At 71.1% G+C, this 14,802-nt stretch carries 13 protein-coding genes; 5 read left to right on the top strand and 8 right to left on the bottom strand.

The window, feature by feature from the left end:
* Positions 1 to 48 precede the first annotated feature (48 nt).
* Positions 49 to 1,683, top strand: a complete 1,635-nt coding sequence (locus ACJ8AN_RS08670; RefSeq protein ID WP_407754787.1) for a YifB family Mg chelatase-like AAA ATPase — start codon at positions 49 to 51, stop codon at positions 1,681 to 1,683.
* Here ACJ8AN_RS08670 and ACJ8AN_RS08665 read toward each other — a convergent pair.
* The gene (locus ACJ8AN_RS08665) at positions 1,631 to 2,971 is read right to left on the bottom strand and encodes an NAD(P)/FAD-dependent oxidoreductase (protein WP_407754786.1); all 1,341 of its coding nucleotides are present in this window, start codon (positions 2,969 to 2,971) and stop codon (positions 1,631 to 1,633) included. The two genes, ACJ8AN_RS08670 and ACJ8AN_RS08665, sit on opposite strands and share 53 nt — an antisense overlap.
* 100 nt (positions 2,972 to 3,071) lie before the next feature.
* On the opposite strand from ACJ8AN_RS08665, the gene ACJ8AN_RS08660 reads away from it, so the two are divergent.
* Positions 3,072 to 3,878 carry a lysophospholipid acyltransferase family protein gene (locus tag ACJ8AN_RS08660; RefSeq protein WP_407754785.1) on the top strand — a complete coding sequence of 269 codons (807 nt, stop codon included), beginning with the start codon at positions 3,072 to 3,074 and terminating at the stop codon, positions 3,876 to 3,878.
* A 204-nt stretch (positions 3,879 to 4,082) separates the two neighbouring features.
* Positions 4,083 to 5,135 (top strand): recombinase RecA, encoded by a 1,053-nt coding sequence (gene recA, locus ACJ8AN_RS08655; protein ID WP_407754784.1) that lies wholly within the window; start codon positions 4,083 to 4,085, stop codon positions 5,133 to 5,135.
* Here recA and ACJ8AN_RS08650 read toward each other — a convergent pair.
* The 4 genes from ACJ8AN_RS08650 to pssA are packed head-to-tail and all read right to left on the bottom strand — an operon-like array spanning position 5,132 to position 9,379.
* Positions 5,132 to 5,656 (bottom strand): DUF1285 domain-containing protein, encoded by a 525-nt coding sequence (locus ACJ8AN_RS08650; RefSeq protein ID WP_407754783.1) that lies wholly within the window; start codon positions 5,654 to 5,656, stop codon positions 5,132 to 5,134. The two genes, recA and ACJ8AN_RS08650, sit on opposite strands and share 4 nt — an antisense overlap.
* 52 nt (positions 5,657 to 5,708) lie before the next feature.
* Positions 5,709 to 7,211: a hypothetical protein gene (locus ACJ8AN_RS08645; protein ID WP_407754782.1), complete on the bottom strand. Its 1,503-nt coding sequence runs from the start codon at positions 7,209 to 7,211 to the stop codon at positions 5,709 to 5,711.
* The gene (locus ACJ8AN_RS08640; protein ID WP_407754781.1) at positions 7,208 to 8,470 is read right to left on the bottom strand and encodes a CinA family nicotinamide mononucleotide deamidase-related protein; all 1,263 of its coding nucleotides are present in this window, start codon (positions 8,468 to 8,470) and stop codon (positions 7,208 to 7,210) included. The genes ACJ8AN_RS08645 and ACJ8AN_RS08640 overlap by 4 nt, the downstream gene beginning before the upstream one ends.
* A gap of 54 nt (positions 8,471 to 8,524) precedes the next feature.
* Entirely contained in the window at positions 8,525 to 9,379 is an 855-nt protein-coding gene (gene pssA, locus ACJ8AN_RS08635; RefSeq protein WP_407754780.1) for a CDP-diacylglycerol--serine O-phosphatidyltransferase, read from the bottom strand.
* Positions 9,380 to 9,480: 101 nt separating this feature from the next.
* On the opposite strand from pssA, the gene ACJ8AN_RS08630 reads away from it, so the two are divergent.
* Positions 9,481 to 10,647, top strand: coding sequence for an alpha/beta fold hydrolase (locus ACJ8AN_RS08630; protein ID WP_407754779.1), 1,167 nt, complete (start codon positions 9,481 to 9,483; stop codon positions 10,645 to 10,647).
* Here the strand turns inward: ACJ8AN_RS08630 and ACJ8AN_RS08625 are convergent.
* Positions 10,593 to 12,041, bottom strand: a complete 1,449-nt coding sequence (locus ACJ8AN_RS08625) for a hypothetical protein (RefSeq protein WP_407754778.1) — start codon at positions 12,039 to 12,041, stop codon at positions 10,593 to 10,595. The two genes, ACJ8AN_RS08630 and ACJ8AN_RS08625, sit on opposite strands and share 55 nt — an antisense overlap.
* Positions 12,042 to 12,370: 329 nt before the next feature.
* On the opposite strand from ACJ8AN_RS08625, the gene ACJ8AN_RS08620 reads away from it, so the two are divergent.
* A complete protein-coding gene (locus ACJ8AN_RS08620; RefSeq protein WP_108073827.1) occupies positions 12,371 to 12,640 on the top strand; it encodes an HU family DNA-binding protein in 270 nt (89 codons plus the stop codon).
* 30 nt (positions 12,641 to 12,670) lie between these two features.
* On the opposite strand, the gene ACJ8AN_RS08615 is transcribed toward ACJ8AN_RS08620, so the two are convergent.
* Both ACJ8AN_RS08615 and ACJ8AN_RS08610 read right to left on the bottom strand, forming a co-directional pair.
* Positions 12,671 to 13,705 (bottom strand): M23 family metallopeptidase, encoded by a 1,035-nt coding sequence (locus tag ACJ8AN_RS08615; protein WP_407754777.1) that lies wholly within the window; start codon positions 13,703 to 13,705, stop codon positions 12,671 to 12,673.
* Between the two features lie 30 nt (positions 13,706 to 13,735).
* Positions 13,736 to 14,764 (bottom strand): threonine aldolase family protein, encoded by a 1,029-nt coding sequence (locus ACJ8AN_RS08610; protein ID WP_407754776.1) that lies wholly within the window; start codon positions 14,762 to 14,764, stop codon positions 13,736 to 13,738.
* Positions 14,765 to 14,802 lie beyond the last annotated feature (38 nt).

Raw genomic sequence — 14,802 nt, 5'->3', positions numbered from 1 at the left:
GGTACGCGCATTGCTCTCGCGGGGGGAGGACCCTTGGGAGGGCGGGACATGCTGGCGCGGGTGAGGTCGGGCGCGTTGATGGGTATCGACGCGGTGGTGGTGGAGTGCGAGGTGGATATGGCCCTCGGATTGCCTTATTTCAACGTGGTCGGGCTCCCGGAGGGGGCGGTGCGCGAGTCCAAGGTGCGCGTCGTCTCCGCGCTGAAGAACTGCGGCTTCGAGCTGCCCTCGAAGCGGATCACGGTGAACCTGGCCCCGGCGGACATCCGCAAGGAGGGGGCCGCCTTCGAGCTGCCCATCGCCCTGGGCGTGCTGGCGGCGGCGAAGCTCATGGAAGAAGAGCCCCTGTCGCACTACCTCTTCGGCGGCGAGCTGTCGCTGGATGGGTGGGTGAAGCCCATCAAGGGCGTGCTGCCACTGGCCGTGGCGGCTCGGGATGGGGGTTACCGGGGCGTGATGGTGCCGACGGCGAACGCGGCCGAGGCGGCACTCGTGGAGGGCCTCCAGGTCTTCGCCGTCAGCCACCTGCGCGAGGCGGTGGAGCACCTCACCGGAGAGAAGCCCCTGCCCGCCTTCACCCGCGAGAACGGCGCCCCCGCGCCCTCCCGGGCCCGCCAGATGCCCCTCGACATGTCCGACGTCCGGGGACAGGCCGACCTCAAGACGGCGCTGGAATTGGCCGCCGCTGGAGGCCACAACGTGTTGCTGTGCGGCCCCCCTGGCTCGGGCAAGACGATGCTCGCCCGGCGGCTGCCCGGCATCCTCCCCACGATGACCTTCGAGGAGGCCCTGGAGGTGACGAAGATCTACTCCGTGCTCGGCCTGCTCGGAGAGGACCAGGCGCTGATGCGCGAGCGGCCCTTCCGCGCTCCCCACCACACCATCTCCGACGCGGGACTGGTGGGCGGCGGCCCGGCCACGAGGCCCGGAGAGCTCTCCCTCGCGCACCATGGGGTGCTCTTCCTCGATGAGCTGCCCGAGTTCCGCAAGAACGTGCTGGAGGTGCTGCGCCAACCGATGGAGGAAGGCTCCATCCACCTGGCGCGCGCCACCCACCATGTCACCTACCCCTGCCGGGTGATGCTGGTGGCGGCCATGAACCCCTGCCCATGCGGCTACTTCAACGTCCCCGGACACCACTGCCAGTGCAAGGAGTACCGCATCCTCGACTACCACTCGCGGGTGAGCGGGCCCCTGTTGGACCGCATCGACATCACCCTGCAGACGCGTCCCGTGGAGTACCACCACATCTCCCGGAACGGCGAAGCGGAGCCGACCAACTCGCACTACCGCGAGCGCGTGGAGGCCGCGCGCGAACGCCAGCGCTTCCGCTTCCGCGATGAGCCGGGCGTGCACTGCAATGCCCAGATGCCCGTGCGGCTGCTGTACCGCTACTGCAAGCCCTCTCCGCTCGCCGAGAAGCGGCTCGCGAAGGCCGTGCTCCAATACGGCCTGTCCGCCCGCGCCCATGACCGCATCCTCAAGCTGGCCCGCTCCCGAGCGGACCTCGAGGGCCACGAGCGCATCGAGGAGGTGGACATGAACCTGGCCATCGACTGCCGGCAGATCGACCGCAGGAACTGGCTGCACACCAACACCCTGGGCGGTCCCCCCTCACGGCAGGACGCCCTCAGCCGGCCGCAGCGTCCCGCGTGGAACCCGCCGCCCCCGGACGAGCCTTGAGCGGGCTCTCCCCTACCCTCTCGGGCCGTACCAGCTCGGGCAGCGGACCGGTGATGAGCCGCGCCGAGCGCTTGAAGGCGATGAACGAGTACGCCCAGTCCAGCAGCACCGCCAGCTTGCTGCGGAATCCGATGAGGAACAGGATGTGGATGCCGAGCCACGCCAGCCACGCGCTGAAGCCCGAGGACGCGAAGCGCCGGAAGGCCACTCCCACCGCCTTGCCACGCCCGATGACCGCGTAGGTGCCCCGGTCCCAGTAGTGGAAGGGCTCCAGCGCCTTGCCCTCCAGGTGGCGGCGGATGTTGCGCGCCGCGTGCTTGCCCTGCTGGATGGCCGCGGGCGCCACTCCCGGAATGGGCGCGCCGTCCTGGACGAAGTGCGCCAGGTCTCCGATGACGAAGACCTCCGGATGGCCGGGAAGCGTCAGCTCGGGCGACACCTGGACCCGGCCCGCCCGGTCCAGCTCCGCCCCCAGCGAGCGCGCCACGGGTGAAGCGGCCACTCCCGCGGCCCAGATGATGTTCCTCGTCGGGAGGTGCTCCTCCCCGATGAACACACCCGTCCCGTCGATGTGGGTCACCCGCGTGTCCGTGCGGACCTCCACCCCGAGCTTCTCCAACGCTCGCCGCGCCTTCTCCGACAGCGGCTCCGGATAGATGGGCAGCACTCGCGCCACGCCCTCGAGCAACAGGATGCGCGCCTGCGACGGGTCGATGTTGTGGAAGTCCCTCGCCAGCGTGTGCCGGGAGATCTCCGCCAGCGACCCCGCCATCTCCACCCCCGTGGGCCCCGCTCCGATGATGACGAAGGTGAGCAGCTCGCGGCGGCGCACCGGATCCGGCTCGCGCTCGGCCATCTCGAAGGCCAGCAATACCCGGCGGCGGATCTCCAGCGCGTCGTCGATCGTCTTCAGCCCCAACGCGTACTTCGCCCACTCGTCATGGCCAAAGTACGAGTGCGTCGCTCCCGTGGCGACGACCAGGTAGTCGTAGGACAGCTCGCCGTCCCCCAACAGCACGCGCTTGCCCGCCACGTCCACGCCCGTCACCTCGGCGAGCAACACCGTCGACTCCCTGCTCAGCAGGCCGCGGATCGGCGAGGCGATCTCCCCCGGGCTCAGCGTCGCCGTCGCCACCTGGTACAGCAGCGGCTGGAAGAGGTGGTGGTTCCGCCGGTCCACCACGGTGACTCGCACCGGAGCGTCGCGCAGCGAACGCGCCGCGTACAGGCCACCAAAACCACCCCCGAGGATCACCACATGCGGAAGCTTGTCGCCCTGGTCGTCCATGGTCTGGAGGTCACTCCCGGCGAGGGGATTTTCAATGGAATCGACGCCCCCCTCGCTACACCGTACCCGGCGGCCCTGGGGCAAGCTAGAAGGCCGGTTGATGACGCTCCTGTCCCCTTTCATCGCACTCTTCCAGGCCGTCTTCCTCGTCCTGTGGCTGGTGTTCTGGATTACCGCGTCCGGGCTGGCGGCCCTCCTCTCGCTCAACGGGGAGCTGCCCCTGATGATGGCGCGACGCTTCTGGGCGCCCATGCACTGGCGCATCACCGGCTCGCCCCTCACCGTCGAGCCCCTGCCCGACGTCGACTGGAGCCAGCCCCACATCTTCTTGATGAATCACCAGTCCAACTTCGACATCCCCGTCGCGTTCGCGGTGATTCCCGTCAACATCCGCTTCATCGCCAAGCACGTGCTCAAGTGGATTCCCTTCCTCGGCTGGTACATGGCGGGCACGGGGATGATCTTCATCAACCGCTCCAACAGCCGCGAGGCCATGCGCGGCCTCAAGCGGGCCGGAGAGCGCATCCGCGCCGGCTCCAACATCCTCGCCTTCCCCGAGGGCACGCGCTCGAAGGACGGGCGCATCCTCCCCTTCAAGAAGGGCTCCTTCGCCCTGGCCGTGGAGGCCGGCGTGCCCATCATCCCCATCGCCATCGAGGGCACGCGCGGCATGCTCCCCCCCGGCAGCGCCCGGCTGCGGCGCCACCCCATCCGCGTGAAGCTGGGCTCGCCCATCGCCACCGCGGGGCTCAGGGGACGCGCGCGCGAGGCCCTCATGCACCAGGTGCGCGACGCCATCACCCAGCTCCACCGCGATATCGGCGGCGCGGGCGGCGTGCCCGAGAATGAGCTCTCCTCGGGGAGCGACTCGGACTCGGACACCGGCAGCTCCGAGACCCCGGCCTGAAGCCGCTCGCCTCCTCCGCGCGCCTCGCCGTGAAGCCTGGCGCTCCACCGCGCGGGACACCTCGCGCGTAACGGGACGCCCTCGCGCCTCGCCCTCCGAGGGAGACAGGCGCGGCACGGCCGTTGCTCATGCTCCTCGCGGCGCGCACGGGCCATTCCGGCTCCGAGGCGCGGCCCCACTCAACAAGGGCGGCGAGGTGCGACGATGAACAAGCTGACGGAGAAGCTGAAGGCGGTGGCGGCGGCGGTGGCGGCGATCGAGAAGCAGTTCGGCAAGGGCGCGGTCATGCCCCTGGGCGGCGAGGTGCGCGAGCAGAAGGTGGCCGTCATCCCCACGGGCTCGGTGGGCCTGGACCGGGCGCTCGGCGTGGGCGGCTACCCGCGCGGACGCGTGGTGGAGGTGTTCGGCAACGAGTCCTCGGGCAAGACGACGCTCACCCTGCATGCCATCGCTCAGGTGCAGGCGCAGGGCGGCGTGGCGGCCTTCATCGACGCGGAGCACGCGCTCGACGTCAACTACGCGCGCAAGCTGGGCGTGCGCGTGGAAGAGCTGCTCATCTCCCAGCCAGACACCGGTGAGCAGGCGCTGGAAATCACCGAGCAGCTCGTGCGCTCGGGGGCGGTGGACCTCATCGTGGTGGACTCGGTGGCGGCGCTGGTGCCGCGCGCGGAGATCGAGGGCGAGATGGGCGATGCGCACATGGGCGTGCAGGCGCGGCTGATGAGCCAGGCGCTGCGCAAGCTCACGGGCGCGGTGAGCCGCTCGGGGTGCTGCATCATCTTCATCAACCAGATCCGCATGAAGATCGGCGTGGTGTTCGGCAACCCGGAGACGACCACGGGCGGCAACGCGCTGAAGTTCTACTCGTCGGTGCGCATGGAGATCCGCCGCACGAGCAACCTCAAGGACGGCGAGAGCGTGGTGGGCACTCGGGCGAAGGTGAAGGTGGTGAAGAACAAGGTGGCCCCGCCCTTCCAGGAGACGGAGTTCGATCTGCTGTACGGCGTGGGCATCCACCGCGCGGGCGAGGTGCTGGACCTCGGCGTGCAGGCGGGCCTGGTGGACAAGGCGGGCAGCCACTTCAGCCTGCGCGGCGAGCGCATTGGTCAGGGCCGCGAACGCGCCACGGAGTGGCTGCGCGAGCACCCGGACGCCATGGAGGCGATCGCCCGGGAACTGGTGGGCGCGCCCCTCCCCGTCCCCGCGCCGAGCGCCAACGCGAACGCCGAGCTGGAGGCGCCCGGGGCGATGGCCTAGGTGCCCGGGGCCTCGAGCGATACCGGCACCGCGAGGCGGCGCTGGCCTGCCCGCAGGTACAAGCGGCCGCCCTCGTCCTGCTCCATCAGCTCACCGAGCTGGTACTGGGCGTCCCGGGAGAAGCGTGCTCCGGCCCGCCCTCCCTTCACCCGGCAGGTGAGGACGCCCTCGGAGTCCATGCCCAGCGTGGCGGGCTCGAGCGCCTCGGCGGTGCGATCGCTCAGGCGCACGGACACCCGCTCGTCCTCGGTGACGTCCACGGTGCGCACCTCGTAGGCGGCGTCCTCCACCTGGACGTAGCACCAGTCGTGGCCAATCCGGAGCTGGTAGCGCCCCTCCTCGTCGAGCACGAGCGAGGCGTTGAAGAGCTCGATGATGCGCGGGTGCTCGATGGGCTCGTCGTCGTGCCACCAGCGTAGCCGGGCATCGAGCCGGATGCCGCTGTCCTCGCGGGTGTGCCAGCGTTTGCCCGGAGGCGGCGGCCCCGAGGGCGGAGTGGATCCTGAAGGCGGTTGTGTCACGTCCCGTTATCTGCTCGCCCGGGGGCGGCCGGTCAAGCCGACGCGCCCGCCCCTACCAGTTCCGGACAAGCTCGGTGTAGCCCCGGAAGGCCACCGCGCCCCAGAAGTTCACCAACACCCCGAGGGCCACCACCGCCAGAACGGCCCGGTTGCGCAGGGACCAGCCCCCAATGGCGAAGAGCAGCAGCAGGTAGGGCGTGTAGTCGATGCTGAACCGGAAGCCGAACTGCATGTAACCGTCGTTCTGGTAGAAGAGCCCGGGCAGCGCCGTCACCGCCACGGTGAGCCACAACGGCCAGTGCAGGCGCGGCCTCAGCTTCGGCACCACCAGGAAGACGAGCAGCGGCAACGTCAGCAGCAACGACAGGCCATGCGGGTCATACGCCAGCCGCAGCGGGTGGAGCGAGATACCCGGCAGCTCGAGGAAGGCCGCCTCCAGGTTGCGCTGCAGGTAGACCGGGTGGAAGAGGCCCCAGCGGTCGATGTCCACGTTGACGCGGTTGTTGTAGAGGAACGCGTGGCCGAACTGCCCCGGGCTGCCGAAGCGGTAGACGTTGTAGGCCGCCGCCAGCAGCGCGAGCGGCGCCGCCCCGAGCGCGAACAGGCCCAGCTTGCGCGCCGCGGGCTTCCAGTGGGCCCCCAGGGCCTTCAATTGCTCGAGCCGGTCGGGCCCGGGGCACAGCGCCTCCAGCACGAAGAAGAGCCCGGTGAACAGCAGCGGCGTGCGCGTGAGCGTCGCCATCGAGAAGAAGAGACCCGCGAGCACCGGGCGGTGCGCCTTCACCGCGTTGCGCACGTAGAGGCACGTGAAGACCACGCCCATCACTTCCGCGCTGAACCACACCTCTCCGCGAATCGCCGCGTAGAAGAAGAGCGTCCCGAACGCCAGAATCAGCGCCAGGCCCACGTTCTCCGTCTGGTCTCGTGTTGTCTCCCCCTCCTTCGCGAGGAAGCGCAGCAGCGAGTAGAAGAGCGCCACCGCCAACGCCCCGACGATGACTCCGAAGGAGGTGTCGTTGAACTGGTAGCCGTTCACCGCCACGAAGGGCAGCATCACCACCGCCGGGAACGACGGGAAGCTCACGTACCAGCGGTCTCCCGGCCGCAGCGGCCCCTCGCACCGCACCTTCTGCCCCGCCACCTCGCGCACGCACGCCCAGTCCTCGAGGTTCGGCAACACCTCGGGATCCAGGTCCAACCGCCCCTCCAGCCACGCCTTCGCCTGGTACACGAAGTGCGGCGCCTCGCTCTGCCGCAGGAAACGCTGAGAGCTGAAGCTCGCCAGCACCGCGAAGCTCACCAGGAAGAGCACCACCTCCACCCGGTACGCCGCCAGCCACATCTTCAGCACCGCCCCCACCACCCCACCCTTCGCGTCCGCGGGCACCGTGGGCGCCGCATGCGACGGTGCCGTCCCGCTGCCCGCCGGGCTCTCGGAGGGGGTGCGAGCCTCGGCCGTGGGCTCGGGAGCGGACGGCGTGGACGTGGGTGGACGAGGCGCGGCAGTAGAGCCGGACGCGGACTGCTTGGAACGCTTGGACTTGGAGCGGCTCATGGGGCGGCAACGGTCAGCAGGCGCTCACGCAACAGCTCGAGCGCGTTCGAGGCGGCGAAGAGACGCACCATGTCCCGATCGCCTGGAATGGAGAATCGCTCGCAGCGGGTCGCAGCCCCCGCCTCCGCGAGCGCACAGTAGACGGTTCCCACCGGCTCCTCGGGCGTGCCCCCCGTCGGGCCCGCGAACCCCGTCACCGACAGGCCATACGTCGTCTCGCACGCCGCTCGGATGCCCTCGGCCATGGCGATCGCCACCGGGCGCGAGACGGCCCCGTGCCGGGCCAGCAGTGACTCGGGGACTCCCGCCCACGCCGTCTTCATCTTCTCGGTGTAGACGACAGCGCCGCCCATCAGGAAGTTGCTCGCCCCCGGCACCCCGGTGAGCTGCGTCGCGATGAGGCCTCCGGTACAGCTCTCCGCCAGCGCCAACGTGGCCTTCGCCTCCGTCAGCAGCCTGCCCAGCACCCCGTGGTAGGTGTCCCCGTCCGCGCCGTACACCGCCCGGCCCAACTCCTGGCGCGCGGCGGCCTCGGCGGCGGCCAGGGCGGCCTCGGCCTCGGCCTGAGAGGGCGCCTCGGCCATCAGCTTGAGCTGGTTCTCCGGCGCGTGCGTGCGGAAGCCGAACACCACCCGGGGATGCGCCCTGGCCAACGGAGCCACGCGCACGTCGAGCACCGACTCGGGAATGCCCATCGTGTGCAGCAGGCGGAAGGCCCGGTACGTGCGCACGGGCCGCTTCTCCAGCTCCGCCCGCACGCGCGGCAGCACCTCGCCGTTCACCAGCGCCCGGTACTCGCTCGGCACGCCCGGCAGGAAGAAGAGCCGGCAGCCTCCCATCCGCACGATGAACAGCGGCGCGGCCCCCACGGGGTTGGGCACCACCTCCGAGCCCTCGGGCACCCTCGCCATGCGGGCCACGTTGGGCGTCAGCTCCCGGCCCCGCTTCGCCGCCCGCTCCCGGAGGAACTGGAGCGTCCCGGCATCCTCCACGAGCGGCACTCCCGCGGCCACCGCGGCGCACTCGGCGGTGAAGTCGTCCGCCGTGGGGCCCAGCCCTCCCGAGACGATGACCACGTCCGCCCGGGTGGCGGCCTCCCGCAGGGCCTGGGTGATGTCCTCGCGAACGTCCCCCACCAGCACCACCCGCCGCACCTTGACGCCCAGCTCGAAGAGCCGCGCCTCCAGGGAGGGGCTGTTGGTGTCGGTGGTCAGTCCGGTGACGAGCTCGTCACCGGTGCACAGCAGCTCGACGCGCATGGGCGGCGCATCCTAGCCGCACCCGCCCTCCCCGGCACGTACAGTCCGTGGGGACTACGCCACGTTCTGCTCGTCCTCGTCGTCCAGCTCGTCCTCGTCCTCGTCCTCGTCGTCCTCCTCCTCGAGGACGGCCGCCACCGCCGCTCCGCTCGCCACCTTCCGGGCCACGAGGCGCTTGCGCACCCCGAAGGCGGACTCGACGAGGCCAAAGACGAGGTAGGCGAACGAATAGGCCACCAGCACGTAGGCCGGGTGGAAGCGGGTGCCGATGATGACGCCCGTGGCGAGCACCAGCATGAGCACCAGCGCCGAGCGCGGAGACAGGCGCAGGTCCTTGAAGGTCCGGTAGCGGACCGTGGACACCATCAGCAGCGCGAGCAGCGTGGAGGCCACCGCCACCGGGCCGCGCGCCGCCGCCTCCAGCACCTCACCGCCCGTGGCCGCGTGGTGGGCGATGATCATCGACACGAGCACGCCGGCCGCGAGCGGAATGGGCAGGCCGACGAAGAAGCCGCCGCCACCGCCCTGCGGGCTGCGCATGGCGAGCACGTTGAAGCGCGCGAGCCGCAGCGCGCCACACGCGGCGAAGGCGAAGGAGAGGAACAGGCCGAGGAAGCCCAGGGGCTCGAGCGCCCATTTGTAGACCAGGAGGCCGGGCGCGGCGCCGAACGACACGCAGTCCGCCAGGCTGTCGAGCTGCATCCCGAAGTCGCTCTGCGTCTTCGTCAGGCGGGCCACCCGGCCGTCGAAGCCGTCGCAGAACATGGCGAAGAGGATGGCCAGGGCCGCCTGGTACAGCTGCGTGGGGCCCGCCTCCCCCGAGCACAGCGTCATCGCGTAGAAGCCGCCCAGGATGGAGGTGACGGTGAACAGATTCGGCAGGATGAACAACAACTTGCGGGATCTCATCTGTTCTCCTGCCTCCTATGTCGGCCACTGGCCGGTCCGGTGAAAGCCGGGGAGAAACGGACCATATCAGGGTTTTATTTGCCCGTTCTCCCGGAGGGATGATGGACGCAGCGCGTTGGACTTCGTGGTTGGTGCTCACAGTGCTCGCACTCGCGGTGGTCAACGCGGTGTGGGTGCTCGCCGTGCGCTGGTGGTACCGCCTGCGCACGACGCCTCCCGAGCAGCTCAAGACCCGCTGCCAGGACGGCTGGGAGCTGACCGTGCACGTGCGCCGCGCCGCGCACCGGCGCTTCGAGGAGCCCGTGCTGCTGTGCCACGGGCTCGCCGCCAATCGTTGTACCTTCGACTTCGAGCCGCCCTACTCGCTCGCCCACGCCCTCACCGACGCCGGCTTCGACTGCTTCAGCGTGGAGTGGCGAGGCATCGGCCATTCGCGGCGCTCGCCCCCGGGCCTGCACTGGCCGGACGTCACCGTGGATGACCTCGTCACCCAGGACGCGCCCGCGCTCATCGCGCTGGCCCTCGCGCAGACCGGCGCCCGGCGCGCGTTCTGGGTCGGCCATTCCCTGGGCGGACTCGTGGGCTACGCCACCGCGCAGGGGCCCGAGGGAAAGCGGCTCGCGGGACTGCTCGCGCTGGGCTCGCCTGTGTTCTTCCCGCCGGATCCGCTCATCCGCCGGCTCATCTACGTGGGCGCCCGCGCCGCGTGGCCTCGTGGCTTCCGCAACGAGTGGCTCAGCCGCACCCTGGCCCCCTTCCTCGGCTACGTCACCCTTCCCCTCTCCGACGTCATCATCAACCCCAAGCACATCCCCCCCACCACCCAGCGCAAGGTCTACGCGAACATGATGGCGTCGATGAGCCGCAACGTGCTGCGGCAGTTCCAGGATTGGATCGACCACGACGCCTTCCGCTCCTTCGACGGGAGCGTGGACTGGCGCGCGGGGCTCTCGCGGCTGACGCTGCCGGTGATGGTGATGGGCGGGAGCGTGGACCGGCTCGCGCCGCCGAAGAACCTGCGCGCGCAATACGAGCTGGTCGGCTCACCGGACAAGAAGCTGCACATCTTCGGCTGCGAGCGCGGCGACAAGATGGACTACGGGCACGGAGACCTGCTCTTCGGCACGGGTGCACCGCTGGAAATCCAGCCCGAGGTGCGCGGCTGGTTGGAGGCCCGTGCCACGCCGCTCGCCACGCGCATTCGCGACGAGGCTCAGGGAGAGTCCGTCACCACGCAGGCCGCCGCCCCGGAGCCCGCGGCGTCCTGAGCCGGGCCCTGCCCCACGACGTGGCCCAGCTGCACCCCGGTGGTGCCCTGACAGTCCGCCATCACGAGCCCCGCGGCGTTGTCCCGCGCCGTGAGCGCGTCCACCCGCATCACCCCGTCCTCGAGCGCCACCAGCGCGGGCCCTCCCGAGCCCCGCACCTCCAGGCCCGTGGCCGTCACCTTCGCCAGCGTCTCGGCCCACACGCCGGCCTCCTTGCAGGACTCCAGCGACACATCGCGCAGCACCACCCGCGAGCCCTGCGCCGCCAGCACGCCCGCCCCCGCCACGCCGCGCACCACGAGCCCCTCCACCTCCACCTCGGTGTCGCGCAGGTGCAGCCCGTCCCCCGAATCCCCCTCGCGCGTCGTCAGGCGGGTGATGACGACCCGCTCGAGCCGGAGCCGCCCGCGCGTGGCCGCGATGCCGTACGCATCCGCCCCGTCCACCCGGACGCCGCGCAGCACCAGCTCCGAGCCCACCAGCGACAGCGCCCCGAAGCCACCGCTGCCCAGCACCACCGTCTCCTCCAGCGTGCCCCGCGAGCCGATGAGCGCCACCCCCGCCCGGCTCGCGCGCACCGAGGTGAAGCCCCTCCCCTCCACCGTGGCCTCGAGGCCCTGCAGGCCATACTCGTGCCCGGTGACGGTGACGTCCTCGAGCAGCAGCGTGCCCCGTTGGACGAAGAGCCCCACCTCGGGCCCGCCCCGCACCACCACGTGCCGCAGCCGCACCCGCCCTCGCGCCTGGTGCACCGCCGTCATCGTCCCCTGGAAGCGCACCGACTCCAGCTCCACCACCGCCCCCTTCGCCTCCACGCCCCGCCGGAAGGCCCCGGTGAACGCGGCCTCCCGCACCTCCGCGTACGCGCCCTCCTCCAGTTGCACCCCCACGGCCCCCGCCGCACCGGCCTCGAACCCGCCCCCCACCACCACCAGGCGCCCCGCCCCCATCCGCACCGCCCCCGTGGCCTGCCCGCTGAAGTGCACCGACTCCAGCCGCACCTCCCCGGCCGCCTCCAGCCCCCACCCCCCGCCCTGGAGCTCGAGGCCCCTCAAGAGCGCCCCCTCCGCGGCCCGCACCACCGGCCTGGCCCCCTCCCCATGCAGCACCGCGCCCTCCCCCACCAACTCCAGCCCGGCGGGCAGCTCGAAGGGGCCCTCGTACCGCCCCGGTGCCAGGTGCACCCGGAGCGACGGGCCCCGCGGCCCCACCCGCTCCAGCGCCTCCGCCAGCGAGCCGAAGGGCCTCTCCCGCGAGCCGTCCCCGGCCTCGCGCCCTGCGCCGTCCACCCACCAGCCGTCCCGCGCCGTGGACTCCCCGGGGGGGATCAGCGCGGGACGGGCCCCGCAGGCTGGAAACGTCAGGCAGGCGATCATCAGCAGGCAGCGGAGCATTCGGCCGCTCACACTATTACCTGCCAGCCTTCTGTGCCCATCGGGATCAGCAATGCCCACGCAAGTGATCGAAATGACAAAGAAAAACCCTCTCAATCGATCACACCCATACGTCTCCGTCCCCGGAGCCCTCCCGAGGGCGGCCCGAGGGCGGCCCGAGGGAAAACGTGCTTCTTCTCTCTAGAGGAGCGGGGCGCGCGGTCAAATTCCTCGCGAATCGCGCGGAGGCCGATCTTCCGGCCTCGCAACCGTTGCCAGCATTGACAGACAAAAGAGCGATTTGTTACCAACCCCAGGCTTTCGCAATTCAACGCGGCATGGAGGAGCGGATGACCAAGGCAGAGCTCGTGGAGGTGGTGGCGGCGCAATCGCGGCTGACGAAGAAGTCGGCGGCGGAGATTCTCGACATCGTCTTCGCCAACATCGGCAAGGCGGTGAAGAAGGACCAGCGCTTCAGCTACCCCGGCTTCGGCACCTGGTCGGTCCGCTCTCGCAAGGCGCGGAAGATCCGCAACCCGCAGACCAACGAGATGATGAAGCTCAAGGCGTCGAAGACGATCGGCTTCCGGCCCGCCAAGGAGCTGAAGAACTCGCTGTAACCCGCGGTAGCCCGCGAGCGCGCTCCGACCTCAGGGGCGTCGTCCGACTACGGGACGGCGCCCCTGCCGCGTTCCAGGGGACGGGTGCTCCTCGTGGCGCACGAAGGCGGGCTCCTCGCCCGAGTCGGTGGGGCCCATCTGGTCGAGCGGATCCTCCGGCTCGCCGCCGTGCCAGATTTCGAAGTGCAGGTGCACGCCCGTGGCCAGCCCCGTCTTGCCGGCCGCGCCCACCACGTCGCCCTGCTCGAGCACGTCACCGGGCTCCACCAGCACGCGCGACAGGTGGCTGTAGCGGGTGGTGACGTCCCCGTCGTGCTGGAGGACCACCTGGTTGCCGTGGCCACCATTCCACCCGGCCCGCACCACCACGCCCCGCGCCGCGGCCGACACGAGCTGCCCCGGCTTCGCCGCCAGATCCAGGCCCTGGTGCTCGCGCTCCTCGCCGGTGATGGGGTGCACCCGGCTGCCGAAGACGCTGGTGATGACGACCGGATCCACCGGCCAGGCGAACTGAAGGGGCTTCTTCGAGGGCTTGAGCTGGAGGTGGCGCAGCTCGGCCATGCGCACCGCGAGCAGGTCCACCCGGGCGAGCACCGCGTCGGCCAGCTCCGAGGGGATGTCCCCGTAGGCGCGCGCGTCCTGCTCCAGCTCGGCCTCCAGCGTCACGCGGGCGCGCACCACGTCCAGCGAGGACGTCTTGCGCACCGGCTGCCTGAGGAAGTCATCCATGGTGGCGTTCATCCGCCGCCAGTTGTCCGCCTGGGCTGGCGGCATGGCGCTGCCCCGCGTCACCTGCCCCCGCGCGCCGCGCGCCAGGTCCGCGAACGCCGCCAGCGCGGCCCGCAGCTCCATCGAGGCCGGGGCGTCCTCCAGCGGCGCCCCCTTCCTGCGCGCCTGGGGCATCTTCTTGCTCGCCGCCTGGGACACACCGGGCGCCTGCGCGCTGGCCGGGGGCGCGGAGCGCGCGTCCTGGGCATACAGCTCGGCGAAACTCATCTTCTGGCGCGCGCGGGGAGCGGCACACGCCGACAGGACGAGCAGGAGGAGGGCGGCGAGACGACGCAAGCGCCGCCCAGTCTACCAACGTCCCGGGAATCAGCCAGCCAGGGCCCGGCGGATGCGCCCCAGCGCCTCGTCGATGTCCACCCCGGACACATCCAGATGTGTCACCAGCCGGACGGAATGGGGCCCGGCGCCCGAGCCGCCGCACAGCACCCCGTGCTCCTTCAGCACCGGCAGCATCCGCGACACGGGCAGGGGGAAGTCGGCGACGACCATGTTCGTCTCCACCTGCGCCGGGTCCACCTTCACTCCGGGCAGCTCCGCCAGGCCCGCGGCGAGCCGGCGAGCGTGGACGTGGTCCTCGGCGAGCCGCTCCACGTGGTTCTCCAGCGCGTGGAGCGCCCCGGCGGCGAGGATGCCCACCTGGCGCATGGCTCCACCCAGGCGCTTGCGCAGCCGGCGCGCCTCGGAGATGAGCTCCTTCGAGCCCAGCAGCGCCGAGCCCACCGGAGCACCCAGGCCCTTGGAGAAGCACACCGCCGTGGTGTCCGTGAGCGAGGCCCACGCCGAGGCCGGCGTGCCCGTGGCCACCGACGCGTTGAACAGGCGCGCCCCGTCCAGGTGCACCGCCAGGCCGGCCGCCCGCGCCGCCTCCACCACCGCCCGGAAGCGCTCCAGCGGCCACACCCGCCCCCCGCTCCGGTTGTGCGTGTTCTCCAGCGACACCAGCCGCGAGCGCGGGCTCATGAAGTCCGTGCGCACCGCCGCCGTCACCTGCTCGGGCGTGAAGAGTCCCCGCTCGCCCGCCAGGGGGCCGGGCTGCACGCTCCACAGGCCCGACAGCGCGCCGCTCTCGTTGTGGAAGATGTGGCTGCCCGCCTCGGCCAGTACCTCGTCCCCCGGGCGGCAGTGCAGGCCCATGGCGATTTGATTGGCCTGCGTCCCCGTGGGCACGAAGAGCGCCGCCGGCAGCCCGAGCCGCTCGGCGATGCGCTCCTCGAGCCGGCGCACGGTGGGGTCCTCGCCATAGACGTCGTCCCCCACCTCGGCGTCGGCCATGGCGCGGCGCATGGCGGGGGTGGGCTTCGTCACGGTGTCGGAGCGGAAGTCGATGGGCTTCATGGAATCCTGAGGGTGTCCTGGGAGGTCGTGAAAACTGC

It is taken from the genome of Archangium sp. (assembly GCF_045802675.1).
In the GTDB taxonomy this organism is placed as follows: domain Bacteria; phylum Myxococcota; class Myxococcia; order Myxococcales; family Myxococcaceae; genus Archangium.
The sequence above is the reverse complement of the archived record's forward strand: the minus strand, read 5'-3'. Positions and strand labels throughout refer to the sequence as shown.

Coding starts and splice junctions, on each gene's coding strand:
- ACJ8AN_RS08625 (WP_407754778.1), bottom strand. CDS start 12,041: ATGCTCCGCTGCCTGCTGATGATCGCCTGCCTGACGTTTCCAGCCTGC.
- ACJ8AN_RS08660 (WP_407754785.1), top strand. CDS start 3,072: ATGACGCTCCTGTCCCCTTTCATCGCACTCTTCCAGGCCGTCTTCCTC.
- ACJ8AN_RS08670 (WP_407754787.1), top strand. CDS start 49: ATGCTGGCGCGGGTGAGGTCGGGCGCGTTGATGGGTATCGACGCGGTG.
- ACJ8AN_RS08620 (WP_108073827.1), top strand. CDS start 12,371: ATGACCAAGGCAGAGCTCGTGGAGGTGGTGGCGGCGCAATCGCGGCTG.
- ACJ8AN_RS08630 (WP_407754779.1), top strand. CDS start 9,481: ATGGACGCAGCGCGTTGGACTTCGTGGTTGGTGCTCACAGTGCTCGCA.
- ACJ8AN_RS08665 (WP_407754786.1), bottom strand. CDS start 2,971: ATGGACGACCAGGGCGACAAGCTTCCGCATGTGGTGATCCTCGGGGGT.
- ACJ8AN_RS08645 (WP_407754782.1), bottom strand. CDS start 7,211: ATGAGCCGCTCCAAGTCCAAGCGTTCCAAGCAGTCCGCGTCCGGCTCT.
- ACJ8AN_RS08640 (WP_407754781.1), bottom strand. CDS start 8,470: ATGCGCGTCGAGCTGCTGTGCACCGGTGACGAGCTCGTCACCGGACTG.
- ACJ8AN_RS08610 (WP_407754776.1), bottom strand. CDS start 14,764: ATGAAGCCCATCGACTTCCGCTCCGACACCGTGACGAAGCCCACCCCC.
- recA (WP_407754784.1), top strand. CDS start 4,083: ATGAACAAGCTGACGGAGAAGCTGAAGGCGGTGGCGGCGGCGGTGGCG.
- pssA (WP_407754780.1), bottom strand. CDS start 9,379: ATGAGATCCCGCAAGTTGTTGTTCATCCTGCCGAATCTGTTCACCGTC.